The sequence below is a fragment of the Subtercola sp. Z020 genome (assembly GCF_002931235.1).
GTDB lineage: Bacteria > Actinomycetota > Actinomycetes > Actinomycetales > Microbacteriaceae > Subtercola.
In genome coordinates this window covers 1-16,397 of record NZ_PSTT01000029.1, presented here as the reverse complement: position 1 = coordinate 16,397, position 16,397 = coordinate 1, and the positions used below count along the sequence as shown (strand labels likewise).

17 protein-coding genes are annotated in these 16,397 nt (G+C 68.9%); 5 read left to right on the top strand and 12 right to left on the bottom strand.

The features are described 5' to 3' along the window. Nucleotides 1-18: 18 nt before the first annotated feature. A complete protein-coding gene (gene dapB / locus C5B96_RS03850) occupies nucleotides 19-897 on the bottom strand; it encodes a 4-hydroxy-tetrahydrodipicolinate reductase (RefSeq protein ID WP_104243137.1) in 879 nt (292 codons plus the stop codon). A 35-nt stretch (nucleotides 898-932) separates the two neighbouring features. Between dapB and C5B96_RS03845 the strand changes: the two genes are divergently transcribed. Continuing rightward, nucleotides 933-1,460: a GNAT family N-acetyltransferase gene (locus C5B96_RS03845; protein ID WP_104243136.1), complete on the top strand. Its 528-nt coding sequence runs from the start codon at nucleotides 933-935 to the stop codon at nucleotides 1,458-1,460. Here the strand turns inward: C5B96_RS03845 and C5B96_RS03840 are convergent. The 4 genes from C5B96_RS03840 to C5B96_RS03825 all read right to left on the bottom strand — a co-directional run bounded on the left by C5B96_RS03840 (nucleotide 1,457) and on the right by C5B96_RS03825 (nucleotide 7,102). Continuing rightward, nucleotides 1,457-2,059: a histidine phosphatase family protein gene (locus C5B96_RS03840; protein ID WP_104243134.1), complete on the bottom strand. Its 603-nt coding sequence runs from the start codon at nucleotides 2,057-2,059 to the stop codon at nucleotides 1,457-1,459. The two genes, C5B96_RS03845 and C5B96_RS03840, sit on opposite strands and share 4 nt — an antisense overlap. A 2-nt stretch (nucleotides 2,060-2,061) precedes the next feature. Beyond that, complete coding sequence (locus C5B96_RS03835) at nucleotides 2,062-3,477, bottom strand: pitrilysin family protein (RefSeq protein ID WP_104243132.1); 1,416 nt, start codon at nucleotides 3,475-3,477, stop codon at nucleotides 2,062-2,064. An 83-nt stretch (nucleotides 3,478-3,560) separates the two neighbouring features. Next, nucleotides 3,561-4,553 carry an NADP-dependent oxidoreductase gene (locus C5B96_RS03830; RefSeq protein WP_104243130.1) on the bottom strand — a complete coding sequence of 331 codons (993 nt, stop codon included), beginning with the start codon at nucleotides 4,551-4,553 and terminating at the stop codon, nucleotides 3,561-3,563. A gap of 245 nt (nucleotides 4,554-4,798) precedes the next feature. Beyond that, nucleotides 4,799-7,102 (bottom strand): polyribonucleotide nucleotidyltransferase, encoded by a 2,304-nt coding sequence (locus tag C5B96_RS03825; RefSeq protein ID WP_104243128.1) that lies wholly within the window; start codon nucleotides 7,100-7,102, stop codon nucleotides 4,799-4,801. A 377-nt stretch (nucleotides 7,103-7,479) separates the two neighbouring features. On the opposite strand from C5B96_RS03825, the gene C5B96_RS03820 reads away from it, so the two are divergent. Then, nucleotides 7,480-9,003 (top strand): GH25 family lysozyme, encoded by a 1,524-nt coding sequence (locus C5B96_RS03820; protein WP_104243126.1) that lies wholly within the window; start codon nucleotides 7,480-7,482, stop codon nucleotides 9,001-9,003. 61 nt (nucleotides 9,004-9,064) lie between these two features. Here the strand turns inward: C5B96_RS03820 and C5B96_RS03815 are convergent, their stop codons facing one another. The 4 genes from C5B96_RS03815 to C5B96_RS03800 form a co-directional block, all read right to left on the bottom strand. Next, nucleotides 9,065-9,691 carry a hypothetical protein gene (locus C5B96_RS03815; RefSeq protein ID WP_104243124.1) on the bottom strand — a complete coding sequence of 209 codons (627 nt, stop codon included), beginning with the start codon at nucleotides 9,689-9,691 and terminating at the stop codon, nucleotides 9,065-9,067. 102 nt (nucleotides 9,692-9,793) lie between these two features. After that, complete coding sequence (gene rpsO / locus C5B96_RS03810; protein WP_104243121.1) at nucleotides 9,794-10,063, bottom strand: 30S ribosomal protein S15; 270 nt, start codon at nucleotides 10,061-10,063, stop codon at nucleotides 9,794-9,796. Nucleotides 10,064-10,162: 99 nt separating this feature from the next. Then, on the bottom strand, nucleotides 10,163-10,549 hold the full coding sequence (crcB, locus tag C5B96_RS03805) for a fluoride efflux transporter CrcB (RefSeq protein ID WP_104243119.1): 387 nt from the start codon (nucleotides 10,547-10,549) through the stop codon (nucleotides 10,163-10,165). Further along, nucleotides 10,549-11,076: a CrcB family protein gene (locus C5B96_RS03800; protein WP_104243117.1), complete on the bottom strand. Its 528-nt coding sequence runs from the start codon at nucleotides 11,074-11,076 to the stop codon at nucleotides 10,549-10,551. The genes crcB and C5B96_RS03800 overlap by 1 nt, the downstream gene beginning before the upstream one ends. Before the next feature lie 41 nt (nucleotides 11,077-11,117). Between C5B96_RS03800 and C5B96_RS03795 the strand changes: the two genes are divergently transcribed. Next, the gene (locus C5B96_RS03795) at nucleotides 11,118-11,360 is read left to right on the top strand and encodes a hypothetical protein (protein WP_104243115.1); all 243 of its coding nucleotides are present in this window, start codon (nucleotides 11,118-11,120) and stop codon (nucleotides 11,358-11,360) included. 54 nt (nucleotides 11,361-11,414) lie between these two features. Here the strand turns inward: C5B96_RS03795 and C5B96_RS03790 are convergent, their stop codons facing one another. After that, nucleotides 11,415-11,864, bottom strand: a complete 450-nt coding sequence (locus C5B96_RS03790; RefSeq protein WP_104243113.1) for a PaaI family thioesterase — start codon at nucleotides 11,862-11,864, stop codon at nucleotides 11,415-11,417. A gap of 51 nt (nucleotides 11,865-11,915) precedes the next feature. Here C5B96_RS03790 and C5B96_RS03785 point away from each other — a divergent pair, with 51 nt between their 5' ends. After that, a complete protein-coding gene (locus C5B96_RS03785) occupies nucleotides 11,916-12,287 on the top strand; it encodes a GNAT family N-acetyltransferase (protein ID WP_104243111.1) in 372 nt (123 codons plus the stop codon). Continuing rightward, on the top strand, nucleotides 12,284-13,618 hold the full coding sequence (locus tag C5B96_RS03780) for an MFS transporter (protein WP_104243109.1): 1,335 nt from the start codon (nucleotides 12,284-12,286) through the stop codon (nucleotides 13,616-13,618). The genes C5B96_RS03785 and C5B96_RS03780 overlap by 4 nt, the downstream gene beginning before the upstream one ends. Before the next feature lie 24 nt (nucleotides 13,619-13,642). Here the strand turns inward: C5B96_RS03780 and C5B96_RS03775 are convergent, their stop codons facing one another. After that, nucleotides 13,643-14,014, bottom strand: coding sequence for an FKBP-type peptidyl-prolyl cis-trans isomerase (locus C5B96_RS03775; protein ID WP_104243107.1), 372 nt, complete (start codon nucleotides 14,012-14,014; stop codon nucleotides 13,643-13,645). 4 nt (nucleotides 14,015-14,018) lie between these two features. Beyond that, nucleotides 14,019-16,310, bottom strand: a complete 2,292-nt coding sequence (locus C5B96_RS03770; RefSeq protein ID WP_104243105.1) for a UvrD-helicase domain-containing protein — start codon at nucleotides 16,308-16,310, stop codon at nucleotides 14,019-14,021. Nucleotides 16,311-16,397: the final 87 nt, after the last annotated feature.

Sequence of the window (16,397 nt, the reverse complement as noted above, 5' to 3'; positions counted from 1 at the left end):
GCGCCGCGATGCGACCCTTCACGGTGTCGTCGCCTGCGCGGCCTGGCCCGAGACGCGCTCGGGCTCCGGAACCCAGCCGGCGGCAGACTCGGGTGCCGCAGCCCCGGGAGCGGCCGCGCCGGGCACGGCCCTGCTCGCGCCGGCGAGCAGCTTCCGCAGGTCGATGAGCCGGTCGAGTCCGACGATCACACCCGTGGCGGTTGCAGCAGCGCGGAGACCCAGCAGGATCCCCGCCTCGTACGACGTCGGCGACAGCGTCTCGTGGCGGAGCGTCAGCACCTCGCCGACCCCGCCGAAGACCACATCCTGGCGGGCGACGACGCCCGAGAGCCGCAGGCTGTGCACGGGCACGCTCGCCACCTGCTGCCCGCGGGCGCGCTGGTCGGTGTGCGGGGCCGAGACCGGGCCCACCCCCGCGCGGGCGGCGCCGATCAGCTCTGCGGTGCGTACCGCCGTGCCCGACGGCGAATCGAGCTTGCCTGCGCCGTGCGCCTCGACGATCTCGATCGAGTCGAAGAACTGGGCGGCCATGGCGGCGAAGGCCGTCGCGAGCACAGACCCGAGCGAGAAGTTCGGAACGATCACGACGCCGGTGCCCGGCATCTTCGCGAGACGGTGCTCGAGGGCGAGAATGCGGTCCCCCGACCATCCCGATGTTCCAACCAGCACGTTGATACCGTGCTCGATCGCATAGTCGACGACCGACTGGCTCGCGCCCGGAACCGTCACGTCGAGAACGACGTCGGCCCCGAGCATCCCGCTCAGGTCGTCTTTCGACGACAGCTCGGCGACGATCTCGAACTCGGGCTCGGCGCCCTCGACCGCGCGGGTCAGAAGGTCGTGCGCCAGCCGCCCCATCGTGCCCGTTGCTCCGACGATGGCCACCTTCGTACTCATGAGGCCAATCTACCAAGCGCGCGTAGGCTTTCCCTGTGCACCTCGTCGAAACGCCCGTGACCGCTCCGGATGCCCGGCTACTGCTCGAGCACTACTTCGCCTCGCGCGCGCTCGGTTTTCCGCCGGAGCTCGGCGTCTACCGGGTCTCCCACCCCGACCCCGCGTCGTTCGTGCCCCCGCGCGGCGCATTCTTCGTGGCGGTCTCCGACGGCGGAGCACCGCTCGGCTGCGGCGGCATCCGGCTGCTGCCCGAGGCAGACCGGCGGCGGCTCGCCGACTCCGAAGGCGACGTCGGCCGGGTGCAGGCGCCCGTGTACGAGGTCAAGCACGTCTGGCTCGAGCCGGAGGCGCGCGGGCAGGGCTGGGCGGGCACGCTGATGGCCGCCCTCGAAGACCGCGCGCAGGCCTTCGGCGCCGACACTCTCGTGCTCGACACCAACGCGAGCCTCGACGGCGCCGCCCGGCTCTACGCGCGTCGCGGCTACACCGGCATCCCCGCCTACAACGACAACCCGAACGCCACCAACTGGTACCGCAAGTCCCTGGTGCAGCCGAACGGCTAGTAGGGCTGCTGGTCGGCCAGGCCGGTGCGAAGTTCGACCGGCAGGTGGCCGAGATCGTTGTGGGTGACGAGTTCGGGCATGCGCCCGCTGCGGTACCGGATGATCGTGAGACCGCAGTTGGCCTGGTTCACCCCGACCCACCGCCAGCCCGGGGCGCTCAGCGCCTCGCGCACGAACCAGCCGATCACGAAGTTGTGCGTGATGAGGAGGTCGTGGGTGGTCTCGCGCGACGGCGTCAGGAACTCGGCGACAGCGTCGGCCATCTGCGCGCGGCCGGCGTCGACCTCCTCTTCGGTGACCGCGTTGAAGAACGGCTCGAAGGTCTTCGGCATCTCGGGCGAGTACTCGGTCGGGATGCAGTCGAAGAGCAGCGGAGTGGGCTTGGGGTCGAGGGCCGGGAGCTGCTTGGCCATGATCGCGGCCGTCTCCTCCGCGCGCTGCAGCGGGGAGTGCCAGACGTTGTTGAACGGCACCCCGCCGAGACGGTCTGCCAGCAGGCGGGCCTGGCGTTCGCCGCGCGGCGAGAGGGGGCCGTCGGCGACACCGTACTGTGCGTCGACCTGCTCGCCGTGCCGCACGAGGTAGAGAACGTGGCCCATGGTCATCGCCGCACCACCGCATCGAAGGCGCTTGCGTCGAGCGCGCCGACGGCGGCGATCGAGAGCGGGCCGGCGATCAGGCTCTGCGCGAGCTGCTGCACGTCGTCGAGGGTGACTGCATCGAGACGGCGCAGCCCCTCGTCGAGGTCGGCGAACTCGCCGGTGGTGATCTCCGAGCGCCCGAGCCGCGACATCCGAGTGTCGGAGTCTTCGAGCGAGAGGGCGGCCGAGCCCGACAGCTGGCCCTTGGCGCGGGCGAGCTCGTCGGCGGTGATGCCGCCGTCGGCCAGTCGGCGGAATTCGTCGAGGAGCAGCTCGCTGACCTGCGCGGCGTTCTTCGGCGAGCATCCGGCGTACATGCCGAAGAGCCCGGCGTCGGAGTAGCCGGCCGCATAGGAGTAGACCGAGTAGGCCAACCCGCGCTTCTCGCGGATCTCCTGGAACAACCGCGACGACATGCCCCCGCCGAACGCCGAGTTGAGCACACTGAGAGCCGAGCGCCGGTCGTCTGTGGCGACCAGGCCGGGGTAGCCGAGCATGACGACGGCCTGCTCGTTCGGCCGGTTCGTGATCGACAGCGCCGAGCCACGGGTCACGCTCACCGAGTCGCCCCGGCGGCGCTCCACGGGTCGTGCCGGCTTCGACAGGTTCCAGCCGGCACCGTCGACCGCGGCCGTCACGAGCGCGACGAGGTGGTCGTGGTCGACCGCGCCGGCGACAGTGACGACGAGGTCGTTGGGCCGGTAGTTGGCGAGGTAGTGCTGCCACACGGCGTCACGGGTGACGGCGCGGATCGTCTCGTTGGTGCCCCCGATGGGCCGGCCGAGTGGATGATCGCCGAGCACGGCTTCGAACAGGCGCTCCCCGACCACGTCGTTGGGGTCGTCGTCGGCCATCGCCAGCTCTTCGAGGATCACGCCGCGCTCGGTCTCGAACTCCGTGCTGTCGAGGATCGACGAGGTGAACATGTCGGCGAGCACGCCGACCGCCATCGGCAGGTCGCTGTCCTGCACCTTCGCGTAGTAGCAGGTGTACTCCTTGCCGGTCAGCGCGTTGTGCTCACCGCCCACCTGGTCGAACGAGACAGCGATGTCGAGCGCGCTGCGTGTCGGTGTGCCCTTGAACAGCAGGTGTTCGAGGAAGTGGGTCGACCCGAAGCGGGAGGGGATGGCGGCTCCGCCAGTCGCGCCGGTGGCGCCGTCGAGGCCGATCGTCGACTCCGTGGCGGGCACCGCCCCGAGTTCGTCGCGGGAGCCGACGGCCACCCAGAACCCGATCGTCGCGCTGCGGGCACCCGGAACGCGTTCGCTGAGGATGCGGATGCCACTCGGCAACACGGAGCGCCTCACAAGGGCATCGCCCGATGCGGTGAGAGACAGCTCGGGCAGGTCTAGGGGTAGAGCAACAGCACCGTTCATCGGAGTCCACACTACTGGATGCCCGGCCGCGCCCTCAGGAGGTGCCGGCCCGGGCGGTGGCCGTCAGGATCGGCGACGACGCGTCAGTCCCGTGCATCCGAGACGTCGCGGGCCTTCATGACCGTCAGATTGTGGGCCGGCTTCATTCCGAGCACGATCTTGCCCCGGGCGTGGCGCTTCTCGAGGTCGTCGAAGGCATCGCGCACGAAACCGAAGGGGTAATAGCCCGAGATCAGCACCGAGACCTGCCGACCAGCCGCCAACTGGGCCAGTTTCGCCAGAACCTCGGTGTTGTGCTTCTCGGTCGCCTCGTCGGGATCGATGGCCGCGAGTTCGATGTCCCTGCGGTGCTCGCTGGAGGTGTAGCGGTCGGCCGGCACACCCAGTTCCTCGGCGATGGCGGCGCCGTGCTGGCCGAAGTTGTCGAGATATGCGTCGACACCCTCGGGCGCGAGCTTCTCGATGCGCTCGGCCATACCGTCGCCGTAGACGACAGGCTTGATGCCGAGCTGGCGGAGGTAGTCGAAGTTCCGCTCGCCGCAGGTGCCGATCACCGTGGCTCCCTTGAGCTTCGCGAGCTGGATCTCGATGCTGCCCACTCCCCCGGCGGCAGCGGAGACGACCACCGTGTCACCCGCGCCGACCCGCACCTGCTCGACGAGGTCGTGTGCGGCGAGACCGGCGAGGAACAGCGCACCTGCGACCTCCCACGGGAGTTGCTTCGGCTTGGCGACGAGGCTCGAGGCCTTCACGACGATGTGGTACGCGTGCGACGACATGCGCGCGTGGCCGAGCACCTCGGAGTTGCGCTTGAACTGCGTGACGCCGTTGCCGACGGCGAGTACGATCCCGGCGAAGTCGCTGCCCTGGGTCTGCTGCCTGCTGGTGGGGATGCGGTCGGCGAACTGGCCCTGCCTGATGTACGCCTCGATGTGGTTGATGCCGGCGGCCAGCACTTCGACGAGCACCTCGCCCGGGCCGGGCTCGGGCATGCGCACCTCCACGAAGTCGAGCACCTCGACTCCCCCGAATTCGGCGAACTGGACGGTCTTCGTGCTCAGGGCTGTGCGACTCATGGCGTGCCTCTTCTCTACTGCGATCATCCGCCCTCCCGGCACGTGGGGCAAGCGATTCCACCAACCCGGCACCGCCGCGGCACCGCCTCGGCACCGGTTCGCGGCACCGGTGCGCCGCACCTGCCCCGGGCACCTGCACCGCAATGCCGGAGCGGAGACGACGGATGCCCGCCAGCCGCGTTCTGACGAACGGGTACTGACGGGCATCCGGAGCCGACTGCGGAGGGCAGCCGGGGTGGTGCTGACTAGCCTTCGGCGGGCGCCTCGGGGCCGGTGCTGTGAGCAGCGGACCCCTCGGTGTCGGCCGGCACGGCGACGAGGTTGGCCTCGAGCTCTGCCTCGTCGATCACCGGGGCGAGCGAGAGCTTTCCACGGTCGTCGATCTTGGTGATCTCGACCTGGATCTTCTGGCCCACACCGAGCACGTCTTCGACGTTCTCGACACGCTTGCCACCGGCGAGCTTGCGTACCTCGCTGATGTGCAGCAGGCCGTCTTTGCCGGGCATGAGCGACACGAACGCGCCGAAGGTCGCGATCTTCACGACCGTGCCGAGGAACCGCTCGCCGACCTCGGGGTTGAGGGGGTTCGCGATGGCGTTGACCGCCGCGCGGGCCGCCTCTGCCGACGGGCCGTCGACCGCACCGATGTAGACGGTGCCGTCTTCCTCGATGGAGATGTCGGCTCCGGTGTCGTCCTGGATCTGGTTGATCGTCTTGCCCTTCGGGCCGATCAGCTCGCCGATCTTGTCGACGGGGATCTGCACCGAGATCACGCGGGGCGCGGTCGGGGCCATCTCGTCGGGGGTGGAGATCGCCGCGTTCAGCACGTCGAGGATCGCCGAGCGGGCGGCCTTCGCCTGGCCGAGCGCACCATCGAGCACCGAGGTGGGGATGCCGTCGAGCTTGGTGTCGAGCTGGATCGCGGTGATGAACTCGCTGGTACCGGCGACCTTGAAGTCCATGTCGCCGAGGGCGTCTTCTGCACCGAGGATGTCGGTCAGGGCCGCGTAGCGCGTCTCGCCGTCGACCTCGTCGCTGACCAGGCCCATGGCGATGCCGGCGACGGGTGCGCGCAGCGGCACACCGGCGTTCAGCAGTGACAGGGTGGAGGCACAGACCGAACCCATCGAGGTCGAGCCGTTCGACCCGAGGGCCTCGCTCACCTGGCGGATGGCGTAGGGGAACTCCTCGCGGCTCGGCAGAACCGGAACGAGGGCGCGCTCGGCGAGGAAGCCGTGCCCGATCTCGCGACGCTTCGGCGTTCCCACGCGGCCGGTCTCACCGGTCGAGTAGGGCGGGAAGTTGTAGTGGTGCATGTAGCGCTTCTTGGTGACGGGACTCAGCGAGTCGATCTGCTGCTCCATCTTCAGCATGTTCAGCGTGGTGACACCCAGGATCTGGGTCTCGCCGCGCTGGAAGATGGCCGAACCGTGCACGCGCGGGATGACCTCGACCTCGGCGTCGAGCGGACGGATGTCGCTCAGGCCACGGCCGTCGATACGCACACCGTCGCGGAGGATACGACCGCGAACGACCACCTTCGTGACGGCCTTGTAGGCGGCGCTGAACTCGGCGAGCACCGACGCGGGGATCGCCTCGGCTTCGACCTTCTCGGTGATCGCGGTCTTGACGCGCGCCTTGAGGGCGTCGTCGGCATCCTGACGCTCGATCTTGTCGGCGATCTGGTAGATGTTCACGAGCTCGTCGTAGGCGAGGCCGGCGACGTTGTCGTAGGACTCCTTCGAGTACGGCAGGAACACCGGGTACTCGGCGATCGCCTTGGCGCTCTGCTGGGCGAGAACGACCTGCGCACCGACGAGCTGCTTGATGAACGACTTCGACGCCTCGAGGCCCTGGCTGACGACAGCCTCGTCGGGCTTGGTCGCGCCGGCCTGGATGAGGCCCCACGCGTGCTCGGTGGCCTCGGCCTCGACCATCATGATCGCGACATCTTCATTGCCGTTGCTGTCGGTCACGACTCGGCCGGCGACGACGATGTCGAAGACGGCCTCCTGCAGCTGGTCGAACGTCGGGAACGCGACCCACTGCTTGCCGATGAGCGCGAGGCGCACGGCGCCGATCGGGCCCGAGAACGGAACGCCCGATATCTGGCTCGAAGCGGATGCCGCGTTGATGGCCAGCGCGTCGTAGAACTCGCCGGGGGCGATCGACAGCACGGTGATGACGACCTGCACCTCGTTGCGGAGGCCGGTGACGAACGACGGGCGCAGCGGCCGGTCGATCAGGCGGCAGACGAGGATGGCCTCTGTCGAGGGGCGGCCCTCGCGGCGGAAGAACGAGCCGGGGATCTTGCCGGCGGCGTAGGAACGCTCTTCGACATCGATGGTCAGCGGGAAGAAGTCGAAGTTGTCCTTCGGGTGCTTCGAGACGCTCGTGGCGCTCAGCAGCATGGTCTCCTCGTCGAGGTACGCGGCGACGGCACCCTGTGCCTGCTGCGCGAGACGGCCCGTTTCGAAACGGATCGTGCGGGTGCCGAACGAGCCGTTGTCGAGAACGGCTTCGGCGAATTTGATTTCTGGACCCTCCATGTGGGGGTTCTCTCCTTATGTCTTCATCAGTGAGTCACTGAGTTCCGCGCCATACCGGCGCGGAGAACGTCGCCTTCCCGTGTGGAAGGCGATCCTCCTCGGAGCGGGGCATGCCGGATGCGCTCGGCAGGGGCATGCCACAGGAGCGAATTGACGACTGGCCAACAGTAGAAATACACCGAGCCTCTCGGGATACCACCACCGGTGACCAGCTTCGTACCCGGCTGCTCCGTGTGTTACACCCTCAGTCTACTCCGGGGGCCTGCCTGCACCTAGCGACGCGCCCTGTCCTCCCCCGTGCCCTGGCCCGCGTGCTCTGTACCCGTGCTCTGCCCCCGTGCTCTGTCCCCCGTGCGGGGGCATGCTAAAGTGAGGGAATGACAGCGTTGTACAGACTGCTCGCGGGCGCGGTGGCCGCTTCCCTGCTCTTCGTGGCCGTGCCGTCGGTGCAGGCCGACGACGCTCCGGCGCCGGATGCCCAGCCGACGCTCGAGCAGCAGAACGCCGCGCACGACCATGTCATGGGGGCGACGCTCGCCGAGAACGAGCCGCAGGCGCAGTCGCTCTCTGCGCAGGCCGCCCCGGAGGCACGGGCCTCCGCAGCGCCCGGCACCCACGTGCTCGGGATGGACGTGAGCGGCTGGCAGCCGAACGTCGACTGGAACGCCGCCTGGGGCAACGGAGCGCGCTTCGTCTACATCAAGACCACGGAGAGCAACGACTACGCCTCGACGCACTTCGCCGGCCAGTGGTCGGGCGCGACGAGCGTGGGCATGGTGCGCGGCGCCTACCACTTCGCGAACCCCTTCGAGTCGACCGGCGCCGTGCAGGCGAACTGGTTCGTCGACCACGGCGGCAGCTGGAGCCCGGATGGCCGAACCCTCCCGCCGATGCTCGACATCGAGTACGACCCGTACACGGGCAGCGACCACACCAACGCCTGCTACGGGCTCAGCCCGGCGGTCATGGTCGCGTGGATCCGCGAGTTCTCGAACACGGTACGCGCGCGCACCGGGGTGCTGCCGACGATCTACTCCACCACCAACTGGTGGAAGCTCTGCACCGGCAACGACGCCTCCTTCGGTGCGAACCCGCTCTTCATCGCCCGGTGGCCCGAGAACCTCTCCGACGGTGCGGGGCAGCTGCCCGCCGGCTGGAACGACTACACGATCTGGCAGTACGCCAGCACAGGAACATTCCCCGGCGACCAGGACCTGTTCAACGGCGACTACTCGCAGTTGCACCTCTTCGCCTCGAACGGCCAGACCCCGAGCGGCGGCCCGTCACTCGACGCGAACTACATCGAGGCTCTCTACCAGGACTACCTCGGCCGCTCCCCCAGCCCCGCCGACATCAACTTCTGGGAGGGCTTCCTCGCCACCGGGTCGCCACGCTCGCAGATCGCCGCAGGGTTCGTCAACAGCGACGAGTACCGCACCATCCGCATCGACGCGGCCTACCGCAGCATCCTCGGTCGACCCGCGGAGCCGGCGGGCCTCCGAACCCAGCTCCGGGCGATGCAGGCGGGGCTGCTCACCACGGATTCGATCGAGACGCAGCTCTACGCCTCCGACGAGTACTTCGCCCAGCACGGGGGCACGAACACGAGCTTCGCGCATTCGCTGTACACGACCCTGCTCTCCCGGGAGGGAGGTCCTTCGGAGTATGCGTTCTGGGCGAACTACGCCGCCCAGAACGGGCGCGGCTGGGTGACGGCGCAGTTCTGGCAGTCCACAGAGACGGCAGAGAACCGCGTGCGGGCGATGTACGAGCACTACCTCGGTCGTTCGCCCGACCCGAGCGGGCTCCGAACCTGGGTGACCCTCGACCTGCAGCAGGGCGACACGGCAGCGCGCATCGGTTTCACGGCGAGCGACGAGTACTTCGCGCGGGCCCAGTAGCCGACAGGCCCAGCAGCGCGCGAACGCTGCAGCCTGCGGGTGCGGCCGGGGAGGGCAGAGGTCAGCCCTGGTCCACCGATTCCGGTGACTCCGGCAGTTCCCCGAGCGTCGGCCCGAGCGAGACCTGCAGCTTGTAGGGCCGCTTCTGGTTCAGGATGCTCACCGGCACGGTGCGGTAGACGCCCCGCTCCGCGAGGGGCCGGAGCGCGGCATCTGTCGCCTGGTCGATCTCCCGCGGAAGGTAGCCCACCCGGTACAGCCGCCCGCCGACATGGGCGTCGACCGCGACCCGCAGGTCGCGGCCGAGCCACGACGTGGCGCCGGGAACCAGCACGGCCGTCAACCGGCTGCCACCCCGCGCCTCAGCCGCCTCGATGCTGGTCTGGTGCCGATGGCCGTCGACCACCGGGAAGACCTCGGTGGCCGGCACGGGCACGAGAACAGTGGACGGCGACAGAGCCAGCGACCCTTCGCCATCGCGGCGGAGCCTCGGCACGAAGAGCGGCAGCACCAGCGCGAGTGCGGCGGCCAGCGCGACCGCCAGCAGCAGCGTCATGACGATCGGCGTGATCACCGGCAGATCGAGGCGCTGGAACAGTGCGGCGACCAGCGAGAGCCCGAGCACGAGGGCCGCGAGGAACGGGTCCCAGCGCCAGAGCGGGAGTCGACGGCGTTTCAGGGAAGGCATGGTTTCACGGGAGGCATGGTGTGTCGCGCAGGTATGGAAGGCAGCAGGTATGGAAATGGGCCGCTCCCCCGCAGGAGAACGGCCCATCCACCAAGTGCGAACCTATCGGCGAAGGCCCAGGCGAGCGATCAGCGAGCGGTAACGCTCGATGTCGACGCTCTGCAGGTAGCCGAGAAGACGGCGACGCTGACCGACCAGCAGAAGCAGGCCACGACGTGAGTGGTGGTCGTGCTTGTGGAATTTCAGGTGCTCCGTGAGATCGAGAATGCGCGTGGTCAGCATGGCGACCTGCACTTCAGGAGATCCGGTGTCACCCGGGTGGGTGGCGTACTCGTCGATGATGGCTTTCTTGGCATCTGGCGTTAGCGGCATAGATGACCCCTTTTCTCTCATTGCGCGGCGCCCGACACCTTCTGTGTGGGCTCTCTTTCTCCGCGGCCGTTGGACGGCAACCTTGTGAGTCTAGCATCGTCACCCCGTGATCAGCACGCCGGCCCAGAACCCGGCCGCGGCGAGCACGACGGAGCCCACGAGCATCCCGAACCCATTGAGAAGCGCCGCACCGATACGACCCGTCTGCGCCAGGCGCACGGTCTCGAAGCTGGCCGTACTGAACGTCGTGTACCCGCCCAGCACGCCCGTACCGAGCGCCAGCCTCCAGTCAGCGGAGAGCAGCTGGCCGAGCGCCAGCGAGGTCACCAGACCGAGAAGCAGGGAACCGGAGAGGTTGATGAGGGTGGTTCCCACCGGATACCGGCCCCCGAAGCGAGCCCGCACCACGCTGTCGAGCACGAACCGCACCATCGAACCCACGCCGCCTCCCACGGCGACCAGCAGGGCAACGAGAAGGGGAGCCATCAGCGCGCACCTCTCGCGCGTCGGTTCGCCTGCACCCCGACAGCGATGCCGAGCGCGGACGCAGCCGCACCCAGCACGATCGTGCCGAGCGCGTACAGCACCGCCAGGCCCGGTTCGTCGCCCCGGAACAGACCGACCGTGTCGACAGAGAGCGCGCTGTAGGTCGTGAAGCCGCCGAGGGCCCCCGTGCCGAGCAGCAGTCGGAGTGCCCGGCGGCGACCACGGTCCTCGCCGCGGCGCGCGAGCGTCTCGAGCAGCAGGCCGAGGAGGAAGGCGCCGACGACGTTGATGACGGCGGTGACGACGGGCACGCCTCCGACGGCCGGCACCGCCTGCTGCAGACCGTAGCGCGCGAGGGTGCCCATCGCTCCCCCGAGCCCGACCAGCAGCACGAGACCCGGTCGGTGGTGAGCGGGTCTCGCGGGATGCCCTGCGCCGTCGTCGTCGTCGCCGTCGCCGTCGCCGTCGTCGACCTCGACGTCGCTGTCGAGCGGTAGTTCGTCGTCGCCCGGGCCCGTATCAGTCATCGGCACCAGCCTAGAACGTTCGGAGGTTCTAAACTCGGCGCATGAGCAACTACGAATTCGGTGGCCGCAGCGACATCGAGAAGGCCCTCGACATGCTGGTCAACCTCGACGACGTGCAGTCGAACGCCCTGGCCGTTCTGGAGATCGACTCGGAGATCGAGCGGCTGCAGCGGGAGCTCGACAAGTACGACCTCGACCCCAACCACGTGCCCGACGACGACTTCATCGAGATTCTGAGCGGCTACGTCGAGCGCGCCGACGACTGGAACTCCGCCCGCCCCTGACCGGCGCCATGGCCCGAGCAGGCGTCAGCGCAGCCGGCGGCCGCGAAGCCGGCGTCAGCGCTGGATCACCAGCAGGGTCGAGGTCGCGGTCGCCAACAGGGTTCCCGCGGCATCCATCAGCCTCGCTTCGGCGAACGCCGCGCGCCCACCCATCTTGATGACACGACCCTCTGCACGGACCTCGCCGGTCTCGTGCGTCATGCCGCGGAGGTAGGAGACCTTCAGCTCGAGGGTCGTGTACGCCTGCCCCGCCGTCAGCAGGGAGTGAACGGCGCAGCCGCAGGCCGAGTCGAGAAGCGCGGCGGCATACCCACCGTGCACGGAGCCGATCGGGTTGTAGACCTCGATCGTGGGCGTGCCCGTGAACACCGCACTGCCCGCGCCCACCGAGACGAGATCGAAGTTCATCGTGCGGCCGATGTTGGGCTGGTCGCCGGCGGCGATCCAGGCGTTCAACTGGTCGAGTCCGGAGAGGCCGTGGGCCCCAGCGTCGGGGATCGTCATATTCGCTCCTGCAGAGATTCGGGACGGGTCTTCCGACGTTATCGTTGATCCATGCCACTCACATCTTCTGACGGTTCGACGAGCGACGGGCAGAACGGCGGTGCACAGCCCACCGGCGACACGGTCGACGTGCGCGACGACCGCGAGAAGTCGCGCTTCGAGGCCTGGTTCCGCGGCGAACTCGCCGGCATCGCCTACTACGAGTTGCGCGCAGGCCAGTTGACGTTCACCCACACCGAGGTTCAGCCGCAGTTCGAGGGCCACGGCATCGGCGGTGCGCTCGCCCACGACGCACTCACGGCAGCCCGGGCATCCGACCTGCCGGTCGTACCGCTCTGCCCGTTCATCGCGGACTACATCGGGAAGCACACCGAGTTCCTCGACCTCGTTCCCGGGCCCGTGCAGAAGCGCCTCGGGCTGTGAGCGGTACCCCCGAGAAGCAGACGACCGACTCCGCCCCGACCCGCAGCCGGTTCGTCGACCTTACGCCGCTCAGGCGGAGCCCGGCCTTCGCCCGGCTCTGGGGCGGGGCGGCGATCTCGGGAATCGGTGGCCAGATGACCATCGTGGCGGTCGGGCTGCACATCTACGATCTCACCCAGTCGACGTTCGCGGTCTCGCTCGTCGGCGTGATCGCGCTGCTGCCGATGATCGTGTTCGGTCTCTACGGCGGCATTCTGGCCGACTCGTTCGACCGGCGCATGGTGGCCCTGGTCGCGGGCGTCGTCGCGTGGGCGTCGACCGCCGTGCTCGCCGCCCTGGCCTGGCTGCAGGTCGACCTCGTCTGGCCGTTCTACCTGCTCGCGACCGTCATCGCCGTCGCCGCCGTCGTGATCGGCTCGACACGGCAGTCGATCGTGCCCCGGCTGCTGCCGAAGGAACTGCTGCCCGCCGCATCCGCCCTGAACGGCATCAGTGTCGGCGCGCAGATCACGATCGGGCCCGCGCTGGCGGGCGTGCTCGTGGCCACCGTCGGTTTCCAATGGACCTACACCGTCGACGTGGTGCTCTTCGTCGCAGCCTTCTCGGGCATCGTCTCGCTGCCGAAGATCGTGCCCGAAGGGGTGCTGAAACGCCCCGGCTTCGCATCGCTGGTCGACGGGATGCGCTTCCTCCGGGGGGCGCCGAACGTGCGGATGACGTTCATCCTCGACATCATCGCTATGACGTTCGGCCAGCCGCGCGTGCTCTTTCCCGCGGTGGGCGCCGTGCTGCTCGGCGGTGGAGCGATCACCGTCGGCATCCTCACGGCCGCCGCAGCGATCGGAGCGCTCTGCAGCAGCATCCTGTCGGGCCGGCTCGGGCATGTGCGCTGGCAGGGGCGTGCTGTCGGTACGGCCATCACGGTCTACGGCCTGTTCATCGCGGGCTTCGGGATCGTGCTGCTCGTGGCATCGAACGGCGTGCACTCGATCACCGAGTCGATCATGGATGCGAATCTGCCGGCACTGCTCATCGCCGCGATCATGCTCGCCGGCTCAGGCGCGGCCGACAACGTCTCGTCGATCTTCCGCAACACCATCCTGCAGGCAGCGGTGCCCGACGGGATGCGCGGCCGCATCCAGGGGGTCTTCATGGTGGTGGTGACGGGCGGGCCGCGGCTCGGCGATGCCTACATCGGCATTCTGTCGGCGTTCGCTTTCCTCTGGGTACCGCCGCTGATGGGCGGAGTGCTGATCGTCGCGCTGGTGCTGGCGATCGTGCGGGGCAACAGACGGTTCAGGGGGTACGACGCTCTCGCGCCGACCCCCTGATCGCAAGCTGTTCGAGCGCAGCTGCTAGCTGACACCCTTGAGGTCGATGACGAAGATGAGCGTGCGGCCCGAGAGGGCGTGACCGCTGCCGGCGGGCCCGTAGGCGAGCTCCGGCGGCACGGTGAGCTTGCGACGGCCGCCGACCTTCATGCCGGGGATGCCCTGCTGCCAGCCGGCGATCAGCTGGCGGAGCGGGAAGTTGATCGACGTGCCGCGGCTCCAGGAGGAGTCGAACTCGTCGCCCGATTCGTAGTCGACGCCGAGGTAGTGAACGTCGACGGTCGAGCCCGCTGAGGCCTCGGGGCCGTCGCCCTCGACGATGTCGATGATTTCGAGCGACTCGGGAGCGGGGCCCTCAGGAGCGTCGAGTTCTGGTTTGGTGGTGAGATCTGTCATGTTTCTATCCAACCACGAACGTCAGTCGCTGCGTCGGCCGCGTCATCGACACGTACAGTGCCGAGGCGCCGCGGGGGATGTCGCTGAGGATGCGGTCGGGCTCCACGATGACCACGGAATCGAACTCGAGACCCTTCGACTCCTGCGGTGTCATCACGGCCACCTGCCTACTGAGACCCGACGCACCGATCCCCACGTCACCCGGCATCGCCTCTGCGAGGGTCGCCGCTGTCCTTTCGAGGCTGTCGGGCAGCACGATGACGCCGATGGTTCCGAGCGAGTCGATGGCACGGTCGGCCGTGACCGCTTCGAGCGTGGCCTGCTGCAGGGCATCCTGTGGCGGCAGGCCGGCCCAGGCGCGAACGGTCGTGATCGGCCACTGGCTCTCGCGCACCGACGTCGACCGCGTGACGGGCAGGCCGTGCTCTTCGGCCATGGCCTGGGCGGCCTCGGCGATCTGGCTGGGCGTGCGGTAGTTCACCGTCAGCTCTTCGAGCCGCCAGCCCTCACCGCGCCTGGCCCGGCCGACCAGCGGCGCGACGGCCTCGTTCCAGCTGCGTGCGCTCGACGCCGCGCTCGCCTGCGCGATGTCGCCGACGATCGTGAACGAGCGCAGCGGACCGCGCCGGCGCAGCAGCCGCCACTGCATCGGCGAGAGCTCCTGCGCCTCGTCGACCACGACGTGCCCGTAGGTCCAGGTGCGGTCGCCGGCCGCGCGCTCGGCCGTCGTTCCCCGGGAGGCCTGCTCGGCGAAGGTGTCGGCGAGGTCTTCGGCGTGCACGAGCCCCTCGACATCCATGTTGCGGATGGCGTTCTCGGCGTTCTCGATGTCGCGCTTGCGCTGCTTCTTCGCCTCGCGGTCGACGGCAGCGTTCCGATCGTTGTGCTCACCGAGATGCTCGGCCGCCTCATCGAGCAGCGGAATGTCGGAGACGGTGAACGGCGCGTCGCGATCGCGGCGGAGCAGTGCGCGTTTGGCAGGGCTCCAGTTCGGGGTGAGGTCGGCCAGCCACTGGGGCCGCGCGTAGAGGTCTTGCAGCAGCTTCTGCGGGGTGAGCGGAATCCACGCGGTGTTCAGTGCGACACGCACGTCGTAGGCCGAGCGCAGGTCTTCGCGGAGCATGCCGTAGTCGTCTTCGTCGACCGTGTTGCCGTGTGAGCGCAGCTGCGCGGCCAGGGCGCGGGTCATGTCGGCGAGAGCCGTCTTCACGAAGGTGACGCGCGCTTCGTTGTAGGGCTTCCGACTCTCCTGGGCGCGGGCGATGGCCGTGGCGATGACCTGCGGTTCGAGGGTGAGGCTCTCACCGTTGACGTCGAGCACCTGGGGCTCGGCGGGCACACGCTGGCGGGAACGGATGGCGCGTTCGATGAGCGAGGCCATCTCCGTGGCGCCCTTCACGACGGCGACCTCCGGCACGTCTTCTTCAGTGGCGTCGACGCCGGGGAAGAGCTGCCCGACACTCGCCAGCACGACGCCGGTCTCGCCGAGGCTCGGCAGCACGGCCTCGATGTACTGCAGGAAGGCGCGCGAGGGGCCCACGACCAGAACCCCCGACGAGCGGAGCCTGTCGCGGTATGAGTAGAGCAGGTAGGCGGCGCGGTGCAGGGCGACAGCGGTCTTGCCGGTGCCGGGGCCACCCTGCACGACGAGCACGCCGGGCAGCTCGGAGCGGATGATGCGATCCTGCTCGGCCTGGATCGTCGCGACGATGTCGTGCATGCGACCGGTGCGCTCGGCGCCGAGAGACGCCATCAGCGCGCCCTCCCCCTGCAGCGTGCTCGCTTCGGCGTCGGTGAGGGAGCTCGAGTCGAAGACCTCGTCTTCGATCTTCACGATGCGGCGCCCCCGGCTCAGCAGGTGACGGCGCGACCGGATGCCCATCGGCGTCGCCGCTGTGGCCTGGTAGAAGGGGCCCGCCTGGGGCACGCGCCAGTCGAGCAGGATGGGCCGGAGGTTCTCGTCGCGCAGGCCGATGCGGCCGATGTAGCGGTAGGGCGATTCGTCGTCGGGGGTGTTGTCGTCGGGGCTGCCGTCTTCGGAACGGCGGGCATCCGAGCCCGCCGCCACCTCGAGCCGACCGAACGCCAACCGTTCGTCGACCTCGTTGAGCTGCACGATGCGGTCTTCGAAGATGCGGGCGAAAGCGTCGCGCTCCGACCGGCTCTGGTGGTTGCCGCCCACGTCTTGGCGGTGTACGCGCTCGAGTTGCCGCTGGGCATCGGCCCTCAGCTCGTCGAGCCGCTCGTACAGCTTCGCAACGTAGTCGCGTTCGCGATCAAGTTCGGAAGAAACCACGTCTGCACCCCTCAAAAATCCGGCACACAATTCTAGCCCGCGACGGAGGGGCCCGAGCGCCGGGCGGGTGGCGGGCTAGAATTGTGT

Coding starts and splice junctions, on each gene's coding strand:
- rpsO (WP_104243121.1), bottom strand. CDS start 10,063: ATGCCGCTAACGCCAGATGCCAAGAAAGCCATCATCGACGAGTACGCC.
- dapB (WP_104243137.1), bottom strand. CDS start 897: ATGAGTACGAAGGTGGCCATCGTCGGAGCAACGGGCACGATGGGGCGG.
- C5B96_RS03830 (WP_104243130.1), bottom strand. CDS start 4,553: ATGAGTCGCACAGCCCTGAGCACGAAGACCGTCCAGTTCGCCGAATTC.
- C5B96_RS03835 (WP_104243132.1), bottom strand. CDS start 3,477: ATGAACGGTGCTGTTGCTCTACCCCTAGACCTGCCCGAGCTGTCTCTC.
- C5B96_RS03840 (WP_104243134.1), bottom strand. CDS start 2,059: ATGGGCCACGTTCTCTACCTCGTGCGGCACGGCGAGCAGGTCGACGCA.
- C5B96_RS03800 (WP_104243117.1), bottom strand. CDS start 11,076: ATGACTGATACGGGCCCGGGCGACGACGAACTACCGCTCGACAGCGAC.
- crcB (WP_104243119.1), bottom strand. CDS start 10,549: ATGGCTCCCCTTCTCGTTGCCCTGCTGGTCGCCGTGGGAGGCGGCGTG.
- C5B96_RS03775 (WP_104243107.1), bottom strand. CDS start 14,014: ATGACAGATCTCACCACCAAACCAGAACTCGACGCTCCTGAGGGCCCC.
- C5B96_RS03820 (WP_104243126.1), top strand. CDS start 7,480: ATGACAGCGTTGTACAGACTGCTCGCGGGCGCGGTGGCCGCTTCCCTG.
- C5B96_RS03785 (WP_104243111.1), top strand. CDS start 11,916: ATGCCACTCACATCTTCTGACGGTTCGACGAGCGACGGGCAGAACGGC.
- C5B96_RS03825 (WP_104243128.1), bottom strand. CDS start 7,102: ATGGAGGGTCCAGAAATCAAATTCGCCGAAGCCGTTCTCGACAACGGC.
- C5B96_RS03815 (WP_104243124.1), bottom strand. CDS start 9,691: ATGCCTTCCCTGAAACGCCGTCGACTCCCGCTCTGGCGCTGGGACCCG.
- C5B96_RS03795 (WP_104243115.1), top strand. CDS start 11,118: ATGAGCAACTACGAATTCGGTGGCCGCAGCGACATCGAGAAGGCCCTC.
- C5B96_RS03790 (WP_104243113.1), bottom strand. CDS start 11,864: ATGACGATCCCCGACGCTGGGGCCCACGGCCTCTCCGGACTCGACCAG.